15 protein-coding genes are annotated in these 17,775 nt (G+C 52.7%); all 15 read left to right on the top strand.

Features of this window, described 5'->3' with window-relative positions:
• The 15 genes from JNC80_RS10335 (at window position 1) to JNC80_RS10405 (ending at window position 17,604) form a co-directional block, all read left to right on the top strand.
• Window positions 1–633, top strand: coding sequence for a phage distal tail protein, Rcc01695 family (locus JNC80_RS10335; RefSeq protein WP_376710266.1), 633 nt, complete (start codon window positions 1–3; stop codon window positions 631–633).
• A complete protein-coding gene (locus JNC80_RS10340; RefSeq protein ID WP_376710267.1) occupies window positions 633–1,520 on the top strand; it encodes a phage/gene transfer agent baseplate hub protein in 888 nt (295 codons plus the stop codon). Before JNC80_RS10335 ends, JNC80_RS10340 begins: the two co-directional genes overlap by 1 nt.
• Window positions 1,517–1,960, top strand: a complete 444-nt coding sequence (locus JNC80_RS10345) for an NlpC/P60 family protein (RefSeq protein ID WP_376710268.1) — start codon at window positions 1,517–1,519, stop codon at window positions 1,958–1,960. Before JNC80_RS10340 ends, JNC80_RS10345 begins: the two co-directional genes overlap by 4 nt.
• A gap of 18 nt (window positions 1,961–1,978) precedes the next feature.
• Window positions 1,979–5,773, top strand: coding sequence for a baseplate multidomain protein megatron (locus tag JNC80_RS10350; protein ID WP_376710269.1), 3,795 nt, complete (start codon window positions 1,979–1,981; stop codon window positions 5,771–5,773).
• Window positions 5,774–6,094: 321 nt separating this feature from the next.
• The gene (locus JNC80_RS10355) at window positions 6,095–6,430 is read left to right on the top strand and encodes a hypothetical protein (protein ID WP_306401681.1); all 336 of its coding nucleotides are present in this window, start codon (window positions 6,095–6,097) and stop codon (window positions 6,428–6,430) included.
• A 154-nt stretch (window positions 6,431–6,584) separates the two neighbouring features.
• Window positions 6,585–7,265: a response regulator transcription factor gene (locus JNC80_RS10360; RefSeq protein ID WP_022710005.1), complete on the top strand. Its 681-nt coding sequence runs from the start codon at window positions 6,585–6,587 to the stop codon at window positions 7,263–7,265.
• Between the two features lie 88 nt (window positions 7,266–7,353).
• Window positions 7,354–8,682, top strand: coding sequence for an ATP-binding protein (locus JNC80_RS10365; protein ID WP_151158930.1), 1,329 nt, complete (start codon window positions 7,354–7,356; stop codon window positions 8,680–8,682).
• 157 nt (window positions 8,683–8,839) lie between these two features.
• A complete protein-coding gene (locus JNC80_RS10370) occupies window positions 8,840–9,286 on the top strand; it encodes an RT0821/Lpp0805 family surface protein (RefSeq protein WP_220159327.1) in 447 nt (148 codons plus the stop codon).
• Between the two features lie 143 nt (window positions 9,287–9,429).
• Window positions 9,430–10,638 (top strand): c-type cytochrome biogenesis protein CcmI, encoded by a 1,209-nt coding sequence (gene ccmI / locus JNC80_RS10375; RefSeq protein ID WP_376710270.1) that lies wholly within the window; start codon window positions 9,430–9,432, stop codon window positions 10,636–10,638.
• A 62-nt stretch (window positions 10,639–10,700) separates the two neighbouring features.
• Window positions 10,701–11,138 (top strand): cytochrome c maturation protein CcmE, encoded by a 438-nt coding sequence (gene ccmE, locus JNC80_RS10380; RefSeq protein WP_376710389.1) that lies wholly within the window; start codon window positions 10,701–10,703, stop codon window positions 11,136–11,138.
• Between the two features lie 95 nt (window positions 11,139–11,233).
• Window positions 11,234–13,222 (top strand): heme lyase CcmF/NrfE family subunit, encoded by a 1,989-nt coding sequence (locus JNC80_RS10385; RefSeq protein ID WP_376710271.1) that lies wholly within the window; start codon window positions 11,234–11,236, stop codon window positions 13,220–13,222.
• The gene (locus JNC80_RS10390; protein ID WP_376710272.1) at window positions 13,222–13,731 is read left to right on the top strand and encodes a cytochrome c-type biogenesis protein; all 510 of its coding nucleotides are present in this window, start codon (window positions 13,222–13,224) and stop codon (window positions 13,729–13,731) included. The genes JNC80_RS10385 and JNC80_RS10390 overlap by 1 nt, the downstream gene beginning before the upstream one ends.
• A gap of 127 nt (window positions 13,732–13,858) precedes the next feature.
• Window positions 13,859–15,391, top strand: coding sequence for a Do family serine endopeptidase (locus JNC80_RS10395; protein ID WP_022709998.1), 1,533 nt, complete (start codon window positions 13,859–13,861; stop codon window positions 15,389–15,391).
• Window positions 15,392–15,478: 87 nt separating this feature from the next.
• On the top strand, window positions 15,479–16,189 hold the full coding sequence (locus JNC80_RS10400) for a response regulator transcription factor (protein ID WP_022709997.1): 711 nt from the start codon (window positions 15,479–15,481) through the stop codon (window positions 16,187–16,189).
• Complete coding sequence (locus tag JNC80_RS10405; protein ID WP_376710273.1) at window positions 16,186–17,604, top strand: sensor histidine kinase; 1,419 nt, start codon at window positions 16,186–16,188, stop codon at window positions 17,602–17,604. Before JNC80_RS10400 ends, JNC80_RS10405 begins: the two co-directional genes overlap by 4 nt.
• Window positions 17,605–17,775 lie beyond the last annotated feature (171 nt).

Consider the following 17,775-nt stretch of genomic DNA (forward strand, 5'->3'; position numbering starts at 1 on the left):
ATGCAGGATTTATCTTCATTTCATGATGTACCTTTTCCGCTCGGTATTTCTTTCGGGGCAACCGGAGGGCCGGAATGGCGTAATGAGATTGTCAGCCTGACCTCGGGACACGAAAAGCGTAATGCACGCTGGTCGATGTCGCGCCGCTTTTATGATGCCGGAACAGGGTTGCGTTCGCTCAACGATCTGCGTGCTGTGTTGCGTTTTTTCGAGGCGCGGCGTGGTTCACTTTATGCGTTCCGGTTTCGTGATCCGTTTGATCATCTCTCATCGGAACAGGATGCACCGCCGCAACCAACAGATCAGTTTCTGGGGCGGGGAGACGGCACGACACGGCAATTTCAGCTGGCGAAACATTATGGTGATTATCAGCGCATTATTACCAAGCCTGTGTTGAGCACCGTGCAGTTGGCAGTGGAGGGGGAGGTGCTTGCGGCGGATGCATTCAGCGTGAATTGGCTGACAGGCATAGTGGAAATTCACGAGGATCATGTGCCACCGCCACAGGCAAAAGTGACTGCGGGTTTCCTGTTCGATGTGCCGGTTCGCTTTGATACGGACAGGCTGAGCGCCAGTATTGCCAGTTTCAAAGCTGGTGAAATTCCATCCATTCCGATTGTTGAGGTGAAGTGATGCTGACACTCGATCCGGCACTTGAATCACATTTGCAGAGTGATGTGACAACACATTGTTTTGCATGGATTTTGCGCCGCAAAGACGGTGAGGTTTTTGGCTTTTGTGACCATGACAGAACATTATCCGTGCATGGGATAAAGTGCTTTCCGCAAAGCGGGATGAATGGTTCTGAGGCAGGAAGCCAGCTTGGACTCGCGGTAGACAGTTCCGAGATCGAAGGGGCGCTGACCAGTGACGCTTTGACTGATGCGGATATTGAGCGCGGGCTTTATGATGGTGCGACTGTTGAGACTTATCTGGTCAACTGGGCGCAGCCGGAGCAAGCGGTATTATTGCGCAGCAGCGTGATCGGCAAAATTACACGCAGCGGCATGAATTTTACCGCTGAACTGAAAAGCAGTGCGGCTCTGCTGGATCGTGTTTTCGGGCGGCGTGCCAAACGCGGTTGCGATGCGGAATTTGCAGATAAGCGTTGCGGCATCAATCCGGCCGATCCGCGCTATGCGGGTGAGGGTGTGGTGGAGCTTGTCAACGGACAGGATCTGGTGGTCTCAAATCTGAGTGGTTTTACCTCGCACTGGTTTGAGCGCGGGAGCCTGCACTGGTTGAGCGGGCAAAATCAGGGCAGCGTGAATAATATTGTCTCGCACCTTAAACAGGGGGATGCGGCAAGTCTGATCCTTCAGGAACTGCCGGTCTATGACGTTCAGATCGGTGATCGTTTTCGTGTGCTGGCGGGATGCGACAAGAGCTTTCAGCAATGCCGTGACCGTTTTGCCAATCATGAGAATTTTCGTGGCTTTCCGCATATTCCCGGCAATGATGCTGCCTATGGTTTTGCCGGTGGTGAGGGGAATTTTGACGGCGGGGTGCTCGTGCCATGACCGCTGCCCCGTTGAATGACAAAGTGCTGGCGATTGCTGAAAAATGGCTTGGCACACCTTATCGTCACGGTGCCAGCCGTTTGCAGGTGGGGTGCGATTGTCTGGGGCTGATACGCGGTATCTGGCGCGAGCTTTATGGTACAGAGCCGGAGGATGCCGGCACCTATTCCCGCGACTGGGCAGAGCTTGCCCAAGATGAGCCGCTGATTGATGCTGCACGTCGGCATATGCATTTAAAGCCGCAATCAGAGATGCAGGCCGGTGATCTCTTGATCTTTCGCTGGCGGGATGGTGTGGCTGCCAAGCATTTAGGAATCATGGCGGAGAATAACCGCTTCATCCATGCCTATGAGGGGCATAGTGTGACGCTTTCTGCGCTGGTTCCGCAATGGCGGCAGCGTATTGCAGCAGTTTTCTCCTTTCCAAATCCTTCGGTTTGAAGACAGGTCATTTCTCGCATGAGTACAGTGGTTCTTCAGGCGGCAGGTAGTATGATCGGCGGGCTGTTCGGCCCCGTTGGCGCGGCAATCGGCAGTGCGATCGGCGCTATGGGCGGCTATATGATCGACAATGCGCTGATTAATTCAACGCGGCGTATCGAAGGGCCGCGTCTCTCCGGTACACGTCCGATGCAGGCGGAAGAAGGGGCTGTTTTGCCTGCCGTTTATGGCACTATGCGTGTCGGCAGTACGCTGATCTGGGCGACCCGTTTCGAGGAAGAGAAAACCACCACCCGTCAAGGGGCGAAAGGTGGTCCGAAAACCACCACTTACAGCTATTATGTCAATGCCGCTTTTGCGGTGGCGCAGGGCGAGATTTCCGGCATCCGGCGCATCTGGGCAGATGGCAAGGAGCTGGATCAGACGCAGGTCACACTTCGTGTCTATAAGGGGACTGAAACGCAGCAGCCTGATCCGTTGATTGAAGCACGACAGGGGGCGGGGAAAGCACCTGCCTATCGCGGCACAGCCTATGTGGTGTTTGAACATCTGCCGATTGATGCCTATGGCAACCGTCTGCCACTTTTGCAATTCGAGGTCATGCGCAGTGTTGGCAGGCTGGCGCTGGATATTCAGGCCGTTGCGCTGATCCCCGGTGCAACGGAATTTGGTTTGTCGCCGCAGATGGTGCGCGATGAACCGCGCCCCGGTGAAACACGCGCGTTGAACCGTAATACTCTGCGGGCGCAAAGTGACTGGTCAGCATCACTGGATGAGTTACAGGCGCTGTGTCCCAACCTGAAAACAGTTGCTCTGATTGTGCCGTGGTTCGGCACCGATCTGCGCGCGGGAGAATGCCGGATTTTGCCCGCTGTTACAGCGCGGGAAGCGAGAAAACCGAGCCATCACTGGCGTGTCGGTACAGTCGATCGTGCATCTGCCCATCTGATTTCCGATAATGGCACAGAAAAAGCCTATGGCGGGACACCGAGTGATTTCTCGGTCATCGCTGCAATCAAAGATGCCCGACAGCGTGGACTGAAGGTCACGCTTTATCCGTTTATTATGATGGATATTCCTGCCGATAATCAGTTGCCTGCGCTGGATGGTGAGGGCTTTCAACCTGTCTATCCGTGGCGCGGCAGAATTGGCGTGCCGATCGGAGTGGATAAAACAGCGGATGCAGCGCTTCAGCTTATCCGTTTTTCCAATGGCATGAACGGCTATAAGAATTTCATCCGCCATTATCTGGAGCTGGCGCATGCTGCCGGTGGTGTTGATGCTTTTCTGATCGGCTCGGAATTGCGTGGCCTGACACAAATCCGCAATGAAAAGAATGATTTTCCGTTTGTCAGCACTTTGTGCGAACTGGCTGATAATGCACGCACATCTTTAGGTGCCGATTGTAAAATCACCTATGGTGCGGATTGGTCTGAATATTTTGGCTATCACCCGCAGGATGGCAGCGGCGATGTGTTCTTTCACCTTGATCCGCTCTGGGCGCATCCGGCAATCAATGCCATCGGTATTGATAATTATATGCCGCTGAGTGATTGGCGTGACGGGGATGAGCGCAGCATTGATCCGGCTTTTCCCGCTTCTGCCTATGATGAAAGTGCTTTGCAAAACGCCATTGCCGGAGGTGAGGGCTATGACTGGTATTATGCCTCGGATGCAGACAGGCATGCCCGCAAACGCACGGCAATAACGGATGGTCTGGCGGGCAAGTCGTGGGTATTCCGTTATAAGGATTTGCGCTCATGGTGGCAGAACCAGCATTTCAACCGCATCAATGGTGTGGAGCAGACACAACCTACCGCATGGCAGCCAATGTCCAAGCCATTCTGGTTTACAGAACTTGGCTGTGCGGCCGTTGATAAAGGGCCGAACCAGCCGAATGTATTTCCTGATCCGAAATCCTCGGAAAATGCTGTGCCATATTTCTCCGATGGCTCGCGCAGTGATATTGCACCGGATCGTTTTTTGCGCGCGCATTTTGCCTATTGGAATGCTGCCGGAGAGCATAATCCGGTGTCGCCGCTCTATGGCGGTGCAATGCTTGATCCGGCGCAGATTTATGTCTGGGCATGGGATACGCGCCCGTTTCCGGAATATCCTCTGAAAGCGGATATCTGGGGCGATGCCGCCAATTGGGCAACTGGGCATTGGCTCAATGGCCGTCTCAGTGGTGTGGCGCTGGATGAATTGTTACTGGCTTTGCTGAAAGATTTCGGGCTTGAAGGGCTGGCTGATTGCTGTGGCGTTGAAGGCTATCTGTCCGGTTATATTACCGATAATCCGGCAAGTGGCAGAGCATTGCTTGAACCGCTGATGGATATATTCGGCGTGGTGGCTTTTGAGCAGGTTAAGGGAAATCAGAGACTGGTATTCCGCAGTCTCACACAGCGCCAGAATCCCGTTGCCATTCAGGATTTTGCACTGGAAGGCGATCAGTCATTGCCGGTGCGTATTCTGGATGATGTGGAAGAATTGCCTGCAAGCGCGGAGATTTATTTCAGCGATGCTTTGCGGGATTATCAGTCCGGCAGTGCCTTGGCGCAAAAATCCGGCTGGCAGCGTGCCGGTCACGAAAGTCTGTCTCTATCTGCTGCGATGGAAAGCGGACAGGCGCAGGCACTGGCCGAAAGCTGGCTGGAAAGAAAACGGGCTGAACGCCGTACCGTTGCTTTTTCTGTGCCGTGGTCGCAAGCAGGTTTGACGGTTGGTGACAGGCTGCGTGTGCCTGAACTGGCCGGAAGTCGTGATTATGTCATTGTGAGCTTTGAGGACGGAGCGGCAAGGCGGGCTAAAGCCGTAGCGCTTGCACCGGCTTTACGTCGCCCTGACCGCACCCGTATGCCAGCGGTGCCTGTTTCCGGTAGTGTGACTGCTGGCCCGCCGCTGTTTCATATGCTGGATTTGCCGATGTGGCCCGGAATTGAAAATGAGAGCAGTCAGTTTCGCATCGCTTGTTATGCCAAGCCGTGGCGGGGCGTGGCGCTTTTTGCCTCGCCGGAAGCGAGTGGCTATCAATTGCGCACAGTGATCCCCTATGCCGCAATCATGGGGGAGCTGACTACAGAACTTGCAGGTGCATCCAGCGGTCGTTTCATGCATCAGCAGAGTTTCGATATTCGTCTATATCACGGGGAATTACATTCTCAGTCTGTGTTGCAAGTGCTGAATGCGGCTAATACCGCTCTGGTGCAAAATAGCGCTGGCGGATGGGAGATTCTGCAGTATCAGGAGGCAGAAGAAATTGCTGCCGGTCACTGGCGGTTAAAGTCTTTGCTGCGCGGACAATCGGGAACAGAACCGGAGGCCGGTATTGTCAAACCCGCAGGTGCGTCTTTTATTTTGCTGGATGATCGGGTTGTTCCGGCAGGGTTGCAGAAGACTGAAAACGGTTTGATGCTGAACTGGCGTGCGGGGCCATCCGGTCGGGACTTTTCGGATGATTATTTCAGTACCCAATCCGCTGCCGGTGGCATGAAGGCCTTAAAGCCTCTGAGTCCGGTTCATGTCAGATACAGACCACAGCTAAACGGGGATATGCATTTTCAGTGGATCCGGCGCGGACGCATTGATGCGGATAGCTGGATGGGGGAGGATATTCCTCTCGGAGAGGCGGCAGAAAAATATCAGGTGCAGCTGTGGCAGGATGGGGTGCTGTTGGAAAAAGCGGAAGTAACCCGACCGCATTATGTTTATTCCGGTCAGGTGCAACACGGTGTGCATTTGCGTTTGGAGGTCGCTCAGATCAGTCAGAGTTCCGGCGCGGGAGAGGCGGCTTCACTATCGTTTCGTTACTAAAACCAGTTGTGACAAATATTTTCCAGCACACACGTTGAATTGAAAACGGACTGATCCTTCGTAATTGACAGTTTTTAATGAATTTGGCAGCTTTGCCGCAGTTATGAAGACTTTCGTTTTTAGGGAACTAATGTTAACGAAAGAAAAATCTAAGCATTTCCGGCAGTACAACAGAATGACCGTCCGGAAATAGGGTGAAACGATGTGAGCGGTTCCCGTGAACCTGTCGTTAATGGAAACGCTCCGGATGAGTACCGTTTGTTTGAGACACAAGATTGTTCATTCAACATTCAGGTAAGAGGCGTTAAAGTGAGCGTTATGATGACACAGAAACCAGTTCGCACATTTTTCGCTGCTTTTACTCTGCTCACCGGTATGACCGCAGCAGTTTTTACAAGCATTGTTCCATCTGCGGGCGCCGCAGGCTTGCAACGGCACGTACCTGCCGGTTTGCAACAGGCGCAGCCGCATATCATTCGCGTTGCCGGTGATTGTGCTGCCATCGGACAGCAGGTTGCTGCACAGCAGGGCGGTACGCTGACCAAAGCAACAGCTGCTGTTCAGAACGGCGCGCCGGTCTGTATTGTGGTTGTGCTGGTACCCGGACGTGACGGTGAACGTCCGCGCCGTGTGGAAGTTGCAGTACCGGCCAAATAAAGCGGAAGCTTTAAAGTTTCGCCTGTAACTTACCGGACACTGACTTGTAATTCTCCCGTTTGCTCATTCTTGTAATGTGCTGTAAAAACAGATGCTGTCTGCATGGCAGACGGCACGCTGTATTATCGCTCCGAAAGACTGAAAAGGTTTGCTGATGAGAATTCTGATTGTTGAAGATGATAAGGATCTTAACCGTCAGCTGGCTGAAGCTCTCCGTGATGCAGACTATGTGGTCGATTGTGCTTTTGACGGCGAAGAAGGCCATTTTCTCGGCGATACTGAACCTTATGATGCGGTGATACTGGATATCGGCCTGCCGCAAATGGATGGGATCAGTGTTGTAGAGCGCTGGCGCCGTGAAGGCCGTTCCATGCCGGTGCTGATGCTGACAGCGCGTGACCGCTGGAGTGACAAGGTTGCCGGTATTGATGCCGGTGCTGATGATTATGTGGCGAAACCATTTCACATTGAAGAAGTTCTGGCGCGGTTGCGCGCTCTGATCCGCCGTGCGGCTGGCCATGCTTCATCGGAAATTGTCAGCGGTAAACTTGTGCTGGATACAAAGGCATCCAAAGCAACGGTTGACGGTGCAGCTTTGAAGCTGACCTCTCATGAGTTCCGGCTTTTGTCTTATCTCATGCACCATATGGATGAAGTGATTTCCCGTACAGAACTGGTGGAGCATCTATACGATCAGGATTTCGACCGCGATTCCAATACGATCGAGGTTTTTGTCGGACGTCTGCGCAAGAAGATGGGCGTGGATATGATCGAGACCGTTCGCGGTATGGGATATCGCATCCGCTCTGACAATAATGATGGCAGTAAAGACTGAGATGCCGTTGTTTTCCGGGAAAGTCTTTGCTCTCGGTTTGCGCTCGCTGGCACTGCGTGTGGTAACGCTGTCAACATTATGGGTTATTATTGCCCTTGTTGTCGTTGCCACGCTCATTCAGTCACTCTATCGGGATGCGGCAGAGCGCAGTTTTCAAAGCCTTTTATCCGCACATCTTTATAGTCTCGTCGGGGCGGTCAGTCTGACGCCGGAGGGCGAGCTTTACGGTAAGCCGGAGCTTGGTGAAATACGCTATGCCAGCGCTGATTCAGGCTGGTATTGGTCGGTTGATCCTGTGTCTGCAAGTGTGCGCGGGCATCTGGGCTCGGTTTCATTGGGCTCAAAAATAATTCCTGTAAAGTCGGTTTCTGAAGCACCTTTCGACCAGTCATTCATGCGCAGTTATGTCGTGCAAACCAGCACAGGCGAGGATCTTTCTGTCGTTGAAACAGAGGTTGTTCTCGACAGTACGGATAAAATTGCCCGTTTCCGCGTGATGGGTAATCTGAATGAGGTGAAAGAAGAAATCAGCGATTTCCGCAACCGGCTTTATATCTATCTGGGGCTGTTCGGCCTTGGCAGTATTCTGATTAATGCGGCAATTATTCTGTTCGGTTTACGGCCGCTGGATCATGTGCGTCGCACATTGGCGGATATCCGTGAGGGAAGAAGCAATCGTGTTGATGCGGACTTGCCTTTGGAAATCGCACCGCTCGCGCAGGAAATGAATGCCCTGATAGAAAATAACCACCGTATTGTGGAGCGGTCGCGGACGCAGGTGGGCAATCTCGCGCATTCTCTGAAAACGCCGCTTTCTGTGCTGATGAATGAAGGCCGCAATATTGGCGGCCGTCAGGGGCAGTTGGTGATAGAGCAGAGTGATGCAATGCAGGTGCAGATCCAGCATTATTTGCAGCGTGCACGCGTTGCAGCCCAGCGGGACAGTGTTGTGTTCAGGGCTCCGGTCACACCGGTGCTTGAGCGCATGATTCGTGTGACGGCTAAGCTTAATCCGCATTTGAAGGTTACATTTTCCAATCAGTTTCCCGCTGCAATCTTTGCCGGTGAAAAAGAAGATCTCGAAGAAATCGTCGGAAATATTATGGAAAACGCGGCCAAATGGGGGCGTTCAAAAATTCATCTGTCGCTGCGAGCCGCTCAGAAACCGGATGCAGGTGAAGGGGCAAGCAATCAGTTTGAAATCCTGATCGAGGATGACGGAGAAGGTCTACCTGCGGATAAAATGGCTGAAGCGCTGAAACGTGGGAAGCGCATTGATGAAAGCAAGCCCGGTACAGGTTTGGGACTGGCAATTGTTCAGGATACGGTCAGGGAATATGGCGGGACTTTGGGGCTGAGTAAGGCATCTTTGGGTGGTCTTGCCGTGCAGATTACTTTGCCTGCAGTTTTAAGCTGAGCTTTGCTTTTAGCCGGTTTCAGGTATAAATGACCGCAGTCAGGCGCGTTATTCCTGATTTTGTTTTGTGTTGAGATGTCAAGGGAATGATTGCAGAGTGTGCTTTCAGCAGTCATAATGCTCTGCAAAGCGTTGCTGACAGGATGTTAAATTGCTCATGAAGTCGTCTTCCGTAGGTACATTGCGTAAACTTACTTTTATTCTTCCGCTGTTTGCTCTGACAGCCTGCTCCACATTGAACGCTTCAACATCAGGTTCGCCATCCCGAAATCCGCTGGCCGGAGGATCGGTCAGCAATGCGGTGCTGGCGCCGATGGGAAATGGTATTCTGGGCACTGCCGGTTCGCAGCTCGCAGCGTCTGACCGCAGATCGGCAATCGAGGCGGAATATAAAGCGCTGGAATATGCACCGAAAGGTGAAGCGGTTTCATGGAAGGGGCGTTCTGGCAAAGCGTCCGGCGAGGTAACTGCTGCGCAGCCATATCAGGTCGGTTCCCAGAATTGCAGGCAATATAGCCATAGTTTTACCGTTGACGGAGCACCTCAGCTGGTGCGTGGCACTGCCTGTCGTAATGATGATGGTAGCTGGACACCGCTGACCTGATTTAGCCTCTGTGCAAAACTTAAATAAGGCAGGTTTTGCACAGAACTGAACTGCCGGACAGCTTTGCGGCCAAATGACCTATACCCTGATAATTTGCCAACAGGCAGTTGGTTTTACCGGGCAGGTAGATTAAGTCTCCGGTCATGGATTTCTGGCTTGTTTCTGCACTTTTAACTTTCGCTGCAATTCTTATCGTCATGTTGCCTCTGACACGAAAAGACACCGTGTCCGTGGCTGAGGGCGAGGAAGACCGCTCGGTTTATATTCAGCAGCTGAAAGAGATTGATTCCGATCTGGCGCGTGGCCTGCTGGATGAGCAGTCGGCTGAACAGGCGCGACTCGAAATATCCCGTCGTATTCTTAAGAATGACCGTCGTATGACGGATGCGGCTGCAGGTGTTGAAGGCAAAGCTGTGGGCGCTGCTGAAAAGAAATATCTGTTCAGCGCAAGTGACCGTTGGGCGATTATTCTTGTCTTATTGTTTATTCCGGCAGTCAGCTGGGGTGTTTATGCTGCAATCGGTACGCCTGATCTGCCTGCGCAGCCACTGGCTGAACGCAAAAACACAATGATTCAGGATAAAAGCGCAGCCGAACTGATCGCACAGGCCGAAGCGCATTTGGCAAAGACGCCGGATGATGGCCGTGGCTGGGCGATACTTGCGCCGATTTATCTGCGCATTGGCCGCGTTGACGATGCCATTAATGCCTACCGCAAGGCTCTGGAACTGCTTGGTGATGATGTTGATCGTCTGATCGGTCTCGGGGAAGCCCTGACGATTAAAGCCAACGGGCAGGTCACTGAAGAGGCTCTTGCTCTCTTCGAGAAAGCCGGAACAATCGAACCGTCCGACATGCGTCCGCCTTTGATGAAAGCACGGGCATTGCTGCAGGCCGGTAAGCGGGATGATGCAATCAATGTCTTGCAGATCATTCTCAATACATCACCTGAAGATGCACAATGGCGCGCTGATATTGAGCAGACGATTGCCAATCTGAAATCAGGCGGCGCGGCTCCTTCAGCTGCACCGTCGCAGGCTACGCAGACACCGGCAGTTCAGGCACCAGGTCCGACAGCTGAAGATGTAGAGGCTGCTGCCGCCCTGAGTGAGCAGGGGCGGAAAGATATGATCCGTTCCATGGTGGATGGTCTGGCTGCAAAACTACAAGATAACCCGACGGATATTGATGGCTGGGAGCGTTTGCTGCGCGCATATGTCGTGCTTGGTGAGCGTGATAATGCTGCCGAAGCTTTGCGAAAAGCTGTTAAAGTTCTGCCGGAAAATGACCGGAAGCGTCTTACACAGGTCGCCTCCCGGTTAGGACTGGATACGACGGGAGTTCAGAAGTGACCCATAGTCAGTTATCGGCATCACCCTCTGCAGAAAACCACACGCCGCGGGTTTCACAGGTTATGCGCAACCGCAAACGCAAGCGTCTGATTTTGATCTCCGGCGCCATGGCCGTTTTGGCGCTGGCTATTGGTCTGGTGCTGATCGCCTTCAGTCAGGATATTCGCTATTTCCGTACGCCTGATGATGTAACGGCAGAAGATATTGCATCGGGTGCGCGTTTCCGTCTTGGTGGTCTGGTTGAGGCCGGCTCTGTAGTGCGCGGCGCGGATAAGCATGTGCAATTTGCCGTCACAGACACGCTGAAACAGGTGACTGTCACCTATGAAGGCATTTTGCCTGATCTGTTCCGTGAGGGGCAGGGCGTTGTCGCAGAAGGCCGTTTTACACCCGATGGTGTTTTTATCGCAGATAATGTTCTGGCAAAGCATGACGAAAATTACATGCCGAAAGATGTTGCAGACAGTCTGAAAGAAAAAGGTGTCTGGGAAGAGAACTAAGCTGCTCTTAAGCAGGCTGTGTTTGAAACTCCCATTCCAAAAGCTGAATATTGCGTGTTTCGGATGCGCAATATTCAACAGGCAGGATAAATAGAATGAGCGTTGAAATCGGACATTTCGCACTGGTACTGGCACTGGCTTTGGCCTTGGTGCAGTCCTTTTTGCCGATCATCGGAGCAAAACGGAATGATTCCCGATTGATGAGCGTTGCAGAACCTTGTTCTGCGGCCGTGTTTGCATTGGTTCTGTTATCGTCGGCAATGCTGGTCCATGCCTATGTTACTTCTGATTTCTCAGTGCTTAATGTGGTTGAAAACTCCCACTCGCTGAAGCCTTTACTGTTTAAAATTACCGGTGTTTGGGGCAATCACGAAGGCTCGATGATGCTCTGGGTGCTGATCCTGACATTTTTCAGTGCGCTGGTTGCAGTCTTTGGCAGTAATCTTCCGAACACATTGCGGGCAAATGTTCTGGCTGTGCAGGGATGGATTGCGACGGCATTCTTAAGCTTCATTCTTTTCACATCCAATCCGTTTATCCGGATTATTCCGGCACCGATTGAAGGACAGGATCTCAATCCTATCCTGCAGGATATCGGCCTCGCCATTCATCCGCCAATGCTTTATCTCGGCTATGTCGGCTTTTCAGTTTGTTTTTCCTTTGCTGTTGCTGCGCTGATTGACGGTCGCATTGATGCCGCATGGGCACGCTGGGTACGGCCTTGGACGCTGACCGCGTGGATTTTTCTGACCGGCGGTATCTCAATGGGCTCTTACTGGGCTTATTATGAACTGGGCTGGGGCGGCTGGTGGTTCTGGGATCCGGTTGAAAACGCATCTTTCATGCCATGGCTGATCGGTACTGCGCTTCTGCATTCCGCAATTGTGATGGAAAAACGCGGCGCTTTGAAAATCTGGACGATTTTGCTGGCTCTGCTGACATTCTCGCTGTCATTGCTTGGGGCATTCCTTGTGCGCTCGGGCGTGCTGACTTCGGTACACAGCTTTGCCACCGATCCGGGACGCGGCTTGTTCATTCTCGCTATTCTGGTGTTCTTCATCGGCGGTTCACTGGCGCTATTTGCCTTGCGTGCACAGACATTGACGACCGGAACAATGTTCCAGCCGGTTTCGCGTGAAGGTGCGCTGGTGCTCAACAATCTGTTCCTGAGCACGGCGACGGCAACTGTGCTGATCGGTACGCTTTATCCGCTTTTGCTTGAGGCAATGACCGGAACCAAGATTTCCGTCGGCGCTCCGTTTTTCAATATGACTTTCGGCCCGCTGATGATCCCCTTGCTGGCAGCCGTACCATTCGGCCCGCTGCTGGCATGGAAACGCGGCGATCTCTATGCGGTGGCACAGCGTCTGATGTGGGTTTTCGGCCTGTGTCTCCTGAGCGTGGGACTGGTTCTTATTCTGATTGATCCGCGCGCTGTCTGGGCTGCTTTCGGTATTGGTCTGGGTCTGTGGGTTATTCTTGGCAGCCTGATGGATATCGTGACCAAAGCCGGTTTTGGCAAAGTTGAGCTTTCGCGGGCATTCCCGCGCTTGCTGGGGCTGCCGCGTTCGGTATTCGGCACTGCTCTGGCGCATATGGGGCTTGGCATTACCTTGCTGGGTATCGTGATTGTAACCAGTTTCGGTACGGAACAGGTTGTCACCATGAAGCAGGGGGAAACGGTTGCTTTCTCCGGTTATCAGTTACGTTATGATGCGCAGCAGCCTTTTGCCGGTTCAAACTATACGGAAGATCAGGGGCTGTTCTCTCTGCTCGACAGCAGCGGCAATACAATCGGCAATGTTATGGCTGCAAAGCGCTTCTATCCGGCGCGTAATATGCCGACAACTGAAGCCGGTATTCTGACCCGTGGTGTTAATCAGTATTATGTTGCACTGGGTGATGCTCTGGAAAATGGCGGCATGGTCGTGCGCCTCTGGTGGAAACCATCGGTCACGCTGATCTGGCTTGGTACGGTTGCTATGGTTCTTGGCGGGCTCTTGTCTCTGATGGACAGACGTCTGCGTGTCGGTGCTCCGGCCAGAGCTAAAAAGACGGTGAAAGCAGTAAGCGGGGTGGCATGATGAGCCTGTTGAAAAATCTGTGCAGCCGTTCCTTCTGCATCTTGCTTATTGCTGTGAGCATCGCCGCCGGTAGTATTCTGACTGCAAATGTTCAGAAGGCATGGGCGGTAAATCCGGATGAAATTCTGGCTGATCCTGTGCTTGAAAAACGTGCACGTGATCTGTCTGCCGGTTTGCGTTGCATGGTGTGTCAGAACCAGTCGATTGATGATTCCGATGCCGATCTGGCGCGTGACCTGCGTTTGCTGGTGCGTGAGCGTCTGGTACAGGGCGACAGCGACGAACAGGTTATTGATTTTCTGGTGTCGCGTTATGGCGAGTTCGTGCTTCTCAAGCCGCGTCTCGACAAGCAGACAATCATCCTGTGGAGTTTCCCTGTCATTATTCTGATTATTGGTATCAGCACTATCTGGTTTTCACGACGTAAGGCCGGTAGCACACAGCCACAGATCGTTCCGCTGAATGACGAGGAAAAACAACGTCTTCAAAATCTTCTGGACGGCAAATAACCGGAATTTCGTAACCTTACGAAAAATTCATGTTTCAGAAATTATCCGGTAATGTTCGGTAAGCTATCTCTTGTGAGGAATAGTTGATAATCTTTAGCTGGTTATCTGCCCTCTCAGGAGATATTTTATGTCTGATATTAAGTCATCTTCCCGTCGTCCGCTGACCCGCATTTTCTTGTCCGCCGCTCTGGCCGGTACAATTCTGGCGACTGGCCCTCTGGCATCAATCTCGTCTGCGCAGGCAGCTCCGGTCAGCGTGACTGCTCAGGCTCAGCCTGGTTTTTCTGAACTGGTTGAAAAAGTTCGCCCTGCCGTTGTGAGTGTGCGCGTGAAAAGCGATGTGCAGAACACACGCAATGATCGCACCCAGTATTTTGGCGGTAATGGTCTTGACCAGTTGCCGGACGGCCATCCTCTGAAGCGCTTCTTCAAAGAATTCGGTAATCCTTATGGTCCTGATGGCGAACAGGCACGCCCGAATAAGCGCCAGAAGCGCGGTGATCGCGGCCATGCCCGTCCGTTTGCTCAGGGCTCAGGCTTCTTCATTTCTGAAGACGGCTATGTCGTCACCAATAACCACGTTGTGACAGACGGTGATTCATTCTCCGTTGTGATGGATGACGGCACCGAACTTGACGCCAAGCTGATCGGCACTGATGCCCGTACAGACCTTGCCGTGCTGAAAGTCGATGACAAGCGCAAATTCACTTACGTTGCTTTTGATGATGACAGCACTGTCAAAGTCGGGGACTGGGTTGTCGCCGTAGGTAATCCGTTCGGCCTTGGCGGTACTGTGACTGCCGGTATTGTTTCTGCCCGTGGCCGTGATATCGGTGCAGGCCCTTACGATGACTTCATCCAGATTGATGCGGCGGTAAACAAAGGTAACTCCGGCGGCCCTGCTTTTGATCTGACCGGTAAGGTTGTCGGTATTAACACCGCAATCTTCTCGCCATCGGGCGGCAGTGTTGGTATTGCCTTTGCAATTCCGGCATCAACTGCAAGCAAGGTTGTGGATCAGCTGATTAAGAAGGGCTCGGTTGAGCGCGGCTGGATCGGTGTGCAAATTCAGCCGGTGACCAAGGAAATCGCAGATTCGCTCGGTCTTGCAGAAGATAAAGGCGCAATCGTTGCCGAACCTCAGGCTGACGGTCCTGCCGCTAAAGCGGGTATCGTTGCCGGTGATGTGATTACGGCAGTGAATGATGAGACCGTGAAAGATCCGCGTGATCTGGCTAAGAAAGTTGCTGCGATCAATCCGGGCGAAAAAGCCAGCCTGACGATCTGGCGCAAAGGCAAGGCTGAGACTGTCAGTATTGAAATCAAAGCCTATCCGGATGACCAGAAACAGGGCGACAAGAGCGCTGCTACATCTTCTGGCGAGAGTGAAACCCTTGATGATTACGGCCTCACAGTCACACCGGATGACAGCGGCAAAGGCGTTGTTGTAACCGATGTTGATCCGGACAGCGATGCAGCTGACAAGGGCATGCGCGCAGGCGATACAATAGTGACCGTGAATAATAAGGATGTGAAATCCGCATCTGACATTAACGCAGCGATTAAAGATGCTGTGAAAAACGGACGCAAGGCAGTTCTGCTGCAGGTTCAGCGTAATGGCCAGAACAGCTTTGTTGCTCTGCCGGTTGATCAGGGCTGATCTGTTCTGATAGGTTGAAATAAGAAAAGGCGGTGCTTGAACAGTGCCGCCTTTTCAAACATTTACACTCTGCTTTGAGGGTTGCTGATGCGTATTTTGATTATTGAAGATGACCGCGAAGCGGCACGGTATCTGGAAAAAGCATTTGCTGAAGCCGGACATATTGCTGATGTCGCCGGTGATGGCGAAACCGGCTATACGCTGGCAGAGAATAATCATTATGACGTGCTGATTATTGACCGGATGCTGCCGAAGCGTGACGGGCTTTCTGTCATTGCCGGATTACGCGCACAGGGGCAAACCACACCGGCGCTTATTCTTTCAGCTCTGGGGCAGGTGGATGACCGTGTGACAGGTCTGCGTGCAGGCGGTGATGATTATCTCACCAAGCCTTATGCATTCTCGGAGCTGCTGGCGCGGGTTGAGGTTTTGCAGCGCCGTGTCAGCCCGAAAGAGGCAGACACAGTTTACCGCGTTGGTGATCTGGAACTCGACCGTCTTTCCCATACGGCACGCCGTGCCGGTACCGAGATCAATTTACAGCCGCGCGAATTTCGCCTGCTGGAATATCTGATGCGTCATGCGGGACAGGTGGTAACCCGCACGATGCTGCTGGAGAATGTCTGGGATTATCACTTCGACCCGCAAACCAATGTGATCGATGTCCATATCTCGCGCCTGCGCTCCAAAATCGAAAAAGATTTTGACGAGCCTTTACTGCATACCGTGCGCGGAGCCGGTTATATGCTGAAGGCGGGAACATCCGCAGCCAAATCCAAAGTGGCGGACAGCCAATGATGAACCGGCTGAGCGCCTTGCTGAGCACGACAGCCGTCCGGCTGTCGGCTTTATATTTGTTGCTGTTTCTGCTCAGTGCAATGGCGCTGTTTTTCTATATGACCAACCTGTCGGTCAATTTTCTGACTGCGCAAACACAAAAAGCATTGCTCGATGAAGTGACAAGCGTCACGCAGTCTTATGAGCGCGGTGGTATTCCGCTGCTGGTGCGCACGATTGACCGGCGCTCCCGCCAGCCCGGTGCTTTTCTATATCTGATTTCTGATCCTGCAGGGCGTATTCTCTCCGGCAATGTGGAGAGTCTTGAGCCGGGCGTGCTGGATATTAGCGGCATGTCTGACCGGCCATTCACCTATATGCGCTATGGCGAACAGGGTAATGCCGAGAAACACAAGGCAATTGCCATTGTCTTCGCTATCCCGAATGGTATGCGCGTTCTGATCGGCCGCGATCTGAGTGAGCCGGAGCTGTTCCGCGATATTATGCGCCGTGCTTTGGTGCTGGCGCTGGGCATCATGGGAATTGGCGCTTTCCTGATCTGGTATTTTGTCGGTCGCAGGGCGTTGTTACGTCTCAAACAGGTGTCCAGTTCCTCACAACGCATTATGGCCGGTGATCTGGGTGAACGTCTGCCGGTTAGCGGTTCCGGTGATGAATTTGACCGGCTGTCGATCAATCTGAACGCCATGCTGGGACGGATTGAAGAACTGAATGACGGGCTGAAACATGTCTCGGACAATATCGCCCATGATCTGAAAACGCCGCTGACGAGACTACGTAATAAGGCGGAAGCCACACTTTCCGGCCAGAAGGACAACACGGAGTATCGTGCCGCTCTGGAAGATATTATTGCCGAATCCGATCAGCTGATCCGTACGTTCAATGCAATCCTGATGATTTCGCGCCTTGAGGCCGGTTACTCATCCGAGAATATGGAAGTGCTGCCGGTTAATCCGATCCTGCATGATGTGGCAGAGCTTTATGAACCGGTTGCGGAGGATGCGGGGCTGGAGCTTGTTGTTGAAGCCGGTGCGGACATCAGCCTGCGGATCAATCGTGAATTGGTTGGCCAGACCATTTCCAATCTGATTGATAATGCGATCAAATATTCACCGGTTGCGGATGAGGGCGGTGAAAACCGGACAAAGATCACTGTGGCGATGAAGCAAGAGGGCGATCAGATATTAATCAGCGTTGCCGATCAAGGCGCGGGTATTCCAGAGGCAATGCGCGAACAGGCGACAGAGCGTTTTGTGCGCCTTGAGGAAAGCCGCACGCAACCGGGCTCCGGTCTTGGTCTCAGTCTGGCAAAAGCGGTGATGAAACTGCATGGCGGCAGTCTGATGCTTGAAGATAATTCACCGGGACTGCGGGTTGTTCTTGCTTTTCCTGCCCTGCCTGAGACAAAACAGTAATCAGGTAGGAATCTACAGCGCATCCCGAAAAGTGCGTAGCGGTTTTCGGATAAGATGCGTGTGGAAACAGGAATGCATCCCGAAAAGTGCGTAGCGGTTTTCGGATAAGATGCGCGGCAACAAAGGGACAGAGCATTTCTTCTGTTTTAAATGAAACGGGAAATGCTCTGG

The sequence above is a fragment of the Pseudochrobactrum lubricantis genome (assembly GCF_041929865.1).
In the GTDB taxonomy this organism is placed as follows: Bacteria; Pseudomonadota; Alphaproteobacteria; order Rhizobiales; family Rhizobiaceae; genus Pseudochrobactrum; species Pseudochrobactrum saccharolyticum.

Bases quoted from the DNA above. Each gene is read 5' to 3' on its own strand.
- JNC80_RS10385 (WP_376710271.1), top strand. From the start codon at position 11,234: ATGAGCGTTGAAATCGGACATTTCGCACTGGTACTGGCACTGGCTTTG.
- ccmI (WP_376710270.1), top strand. From the start codon at position 9,430: ATGGATTTCTGGCTTGTTTCTGCACTTTTAACTTTCGCTGCAATTCTT.
- JNC80_RS10345 (WP_376710268.1), top strand. From the start codon at position 1,517: ATGACCGCTGCCCCGTTGAATGACAAAGTGCTGGCGATTGCTGAAAAA.
- JNC80_RS10335 (WP_376710266.1), top strand. From the start codon at position 1: ATGCAGGATTTATCTTCATTTCATGATGTACCTTTTCCGCTCGGTATT.
- JNC80_RS10360 (WP_022710005.1), top strand. From the start codon at position 6,585: ATGAGAATTCTGATTGTTGAAGATGATAAGGATCTTAACCGTCAGCTG.
- JNC80_RS10350 (WP_376710269.1), top strand. From the start codon at position 1,979: ATGAGTACAGTGGTTCTTCAGGCGGCAGGTAGTATGATCGGCGGGCTG.
- JNC80_RS10395 (WP_022709998.1), top strand. From the start codon at position 13,859: ATGTCTGATATTAAGTCATCTTCCCGTCGTCCGCTGACCCGCATTTTC.
- JNC80_RS10390 (WP_376710272.1), top strand. From the start codon at position 13,222: ATGAGCCTGTTGAAAAATCTGTGCAGCCGTTCCTTCTGCATCTTGCTT.
- JNC80_RS10340 (WP_376710267.1), top strand. From the start codon at position 633: ATGCTGACACTCGATCCGGCACTTGAATCACATTTGCAGAGTGATGTG.
- JNC80_RS10370 (WP_220159327.1), top strand. From the start codon at position 8,840: ATGAAGTCGTCTTCCGTAGGTACATTGCGTAAACTTACTTTTATTCTT.
- JNC80_RS10405 (WP_376710273.1), top strand. From the start codon at position 16,186: ATGATGAACCGGCTGAGCGCCTTGCTGAGCACGACAGCCGTCCGGCTG.
- JNC80_RS10355 (WP_306401681.1), top strand. From the start codon at position 6,095: ATGACACAGAAACCAGTTCGCACATTTTTCGCTGCTTTTACTCTGCTC.
- ccmE (WP_376710389.1), top strand. From the start codon at position 10,701: ATGCGCAACCGCAAACGCAAGCGTCTGATTTTGATCTCCGGCGCCATG.
- JNC80_RS10400 (WP_022709997.1), top strand. From the start codon at position 15,479: ATGCGTATTTTGATTATTGAAGATGACCGCGAAGCGGCACGGTATCTG.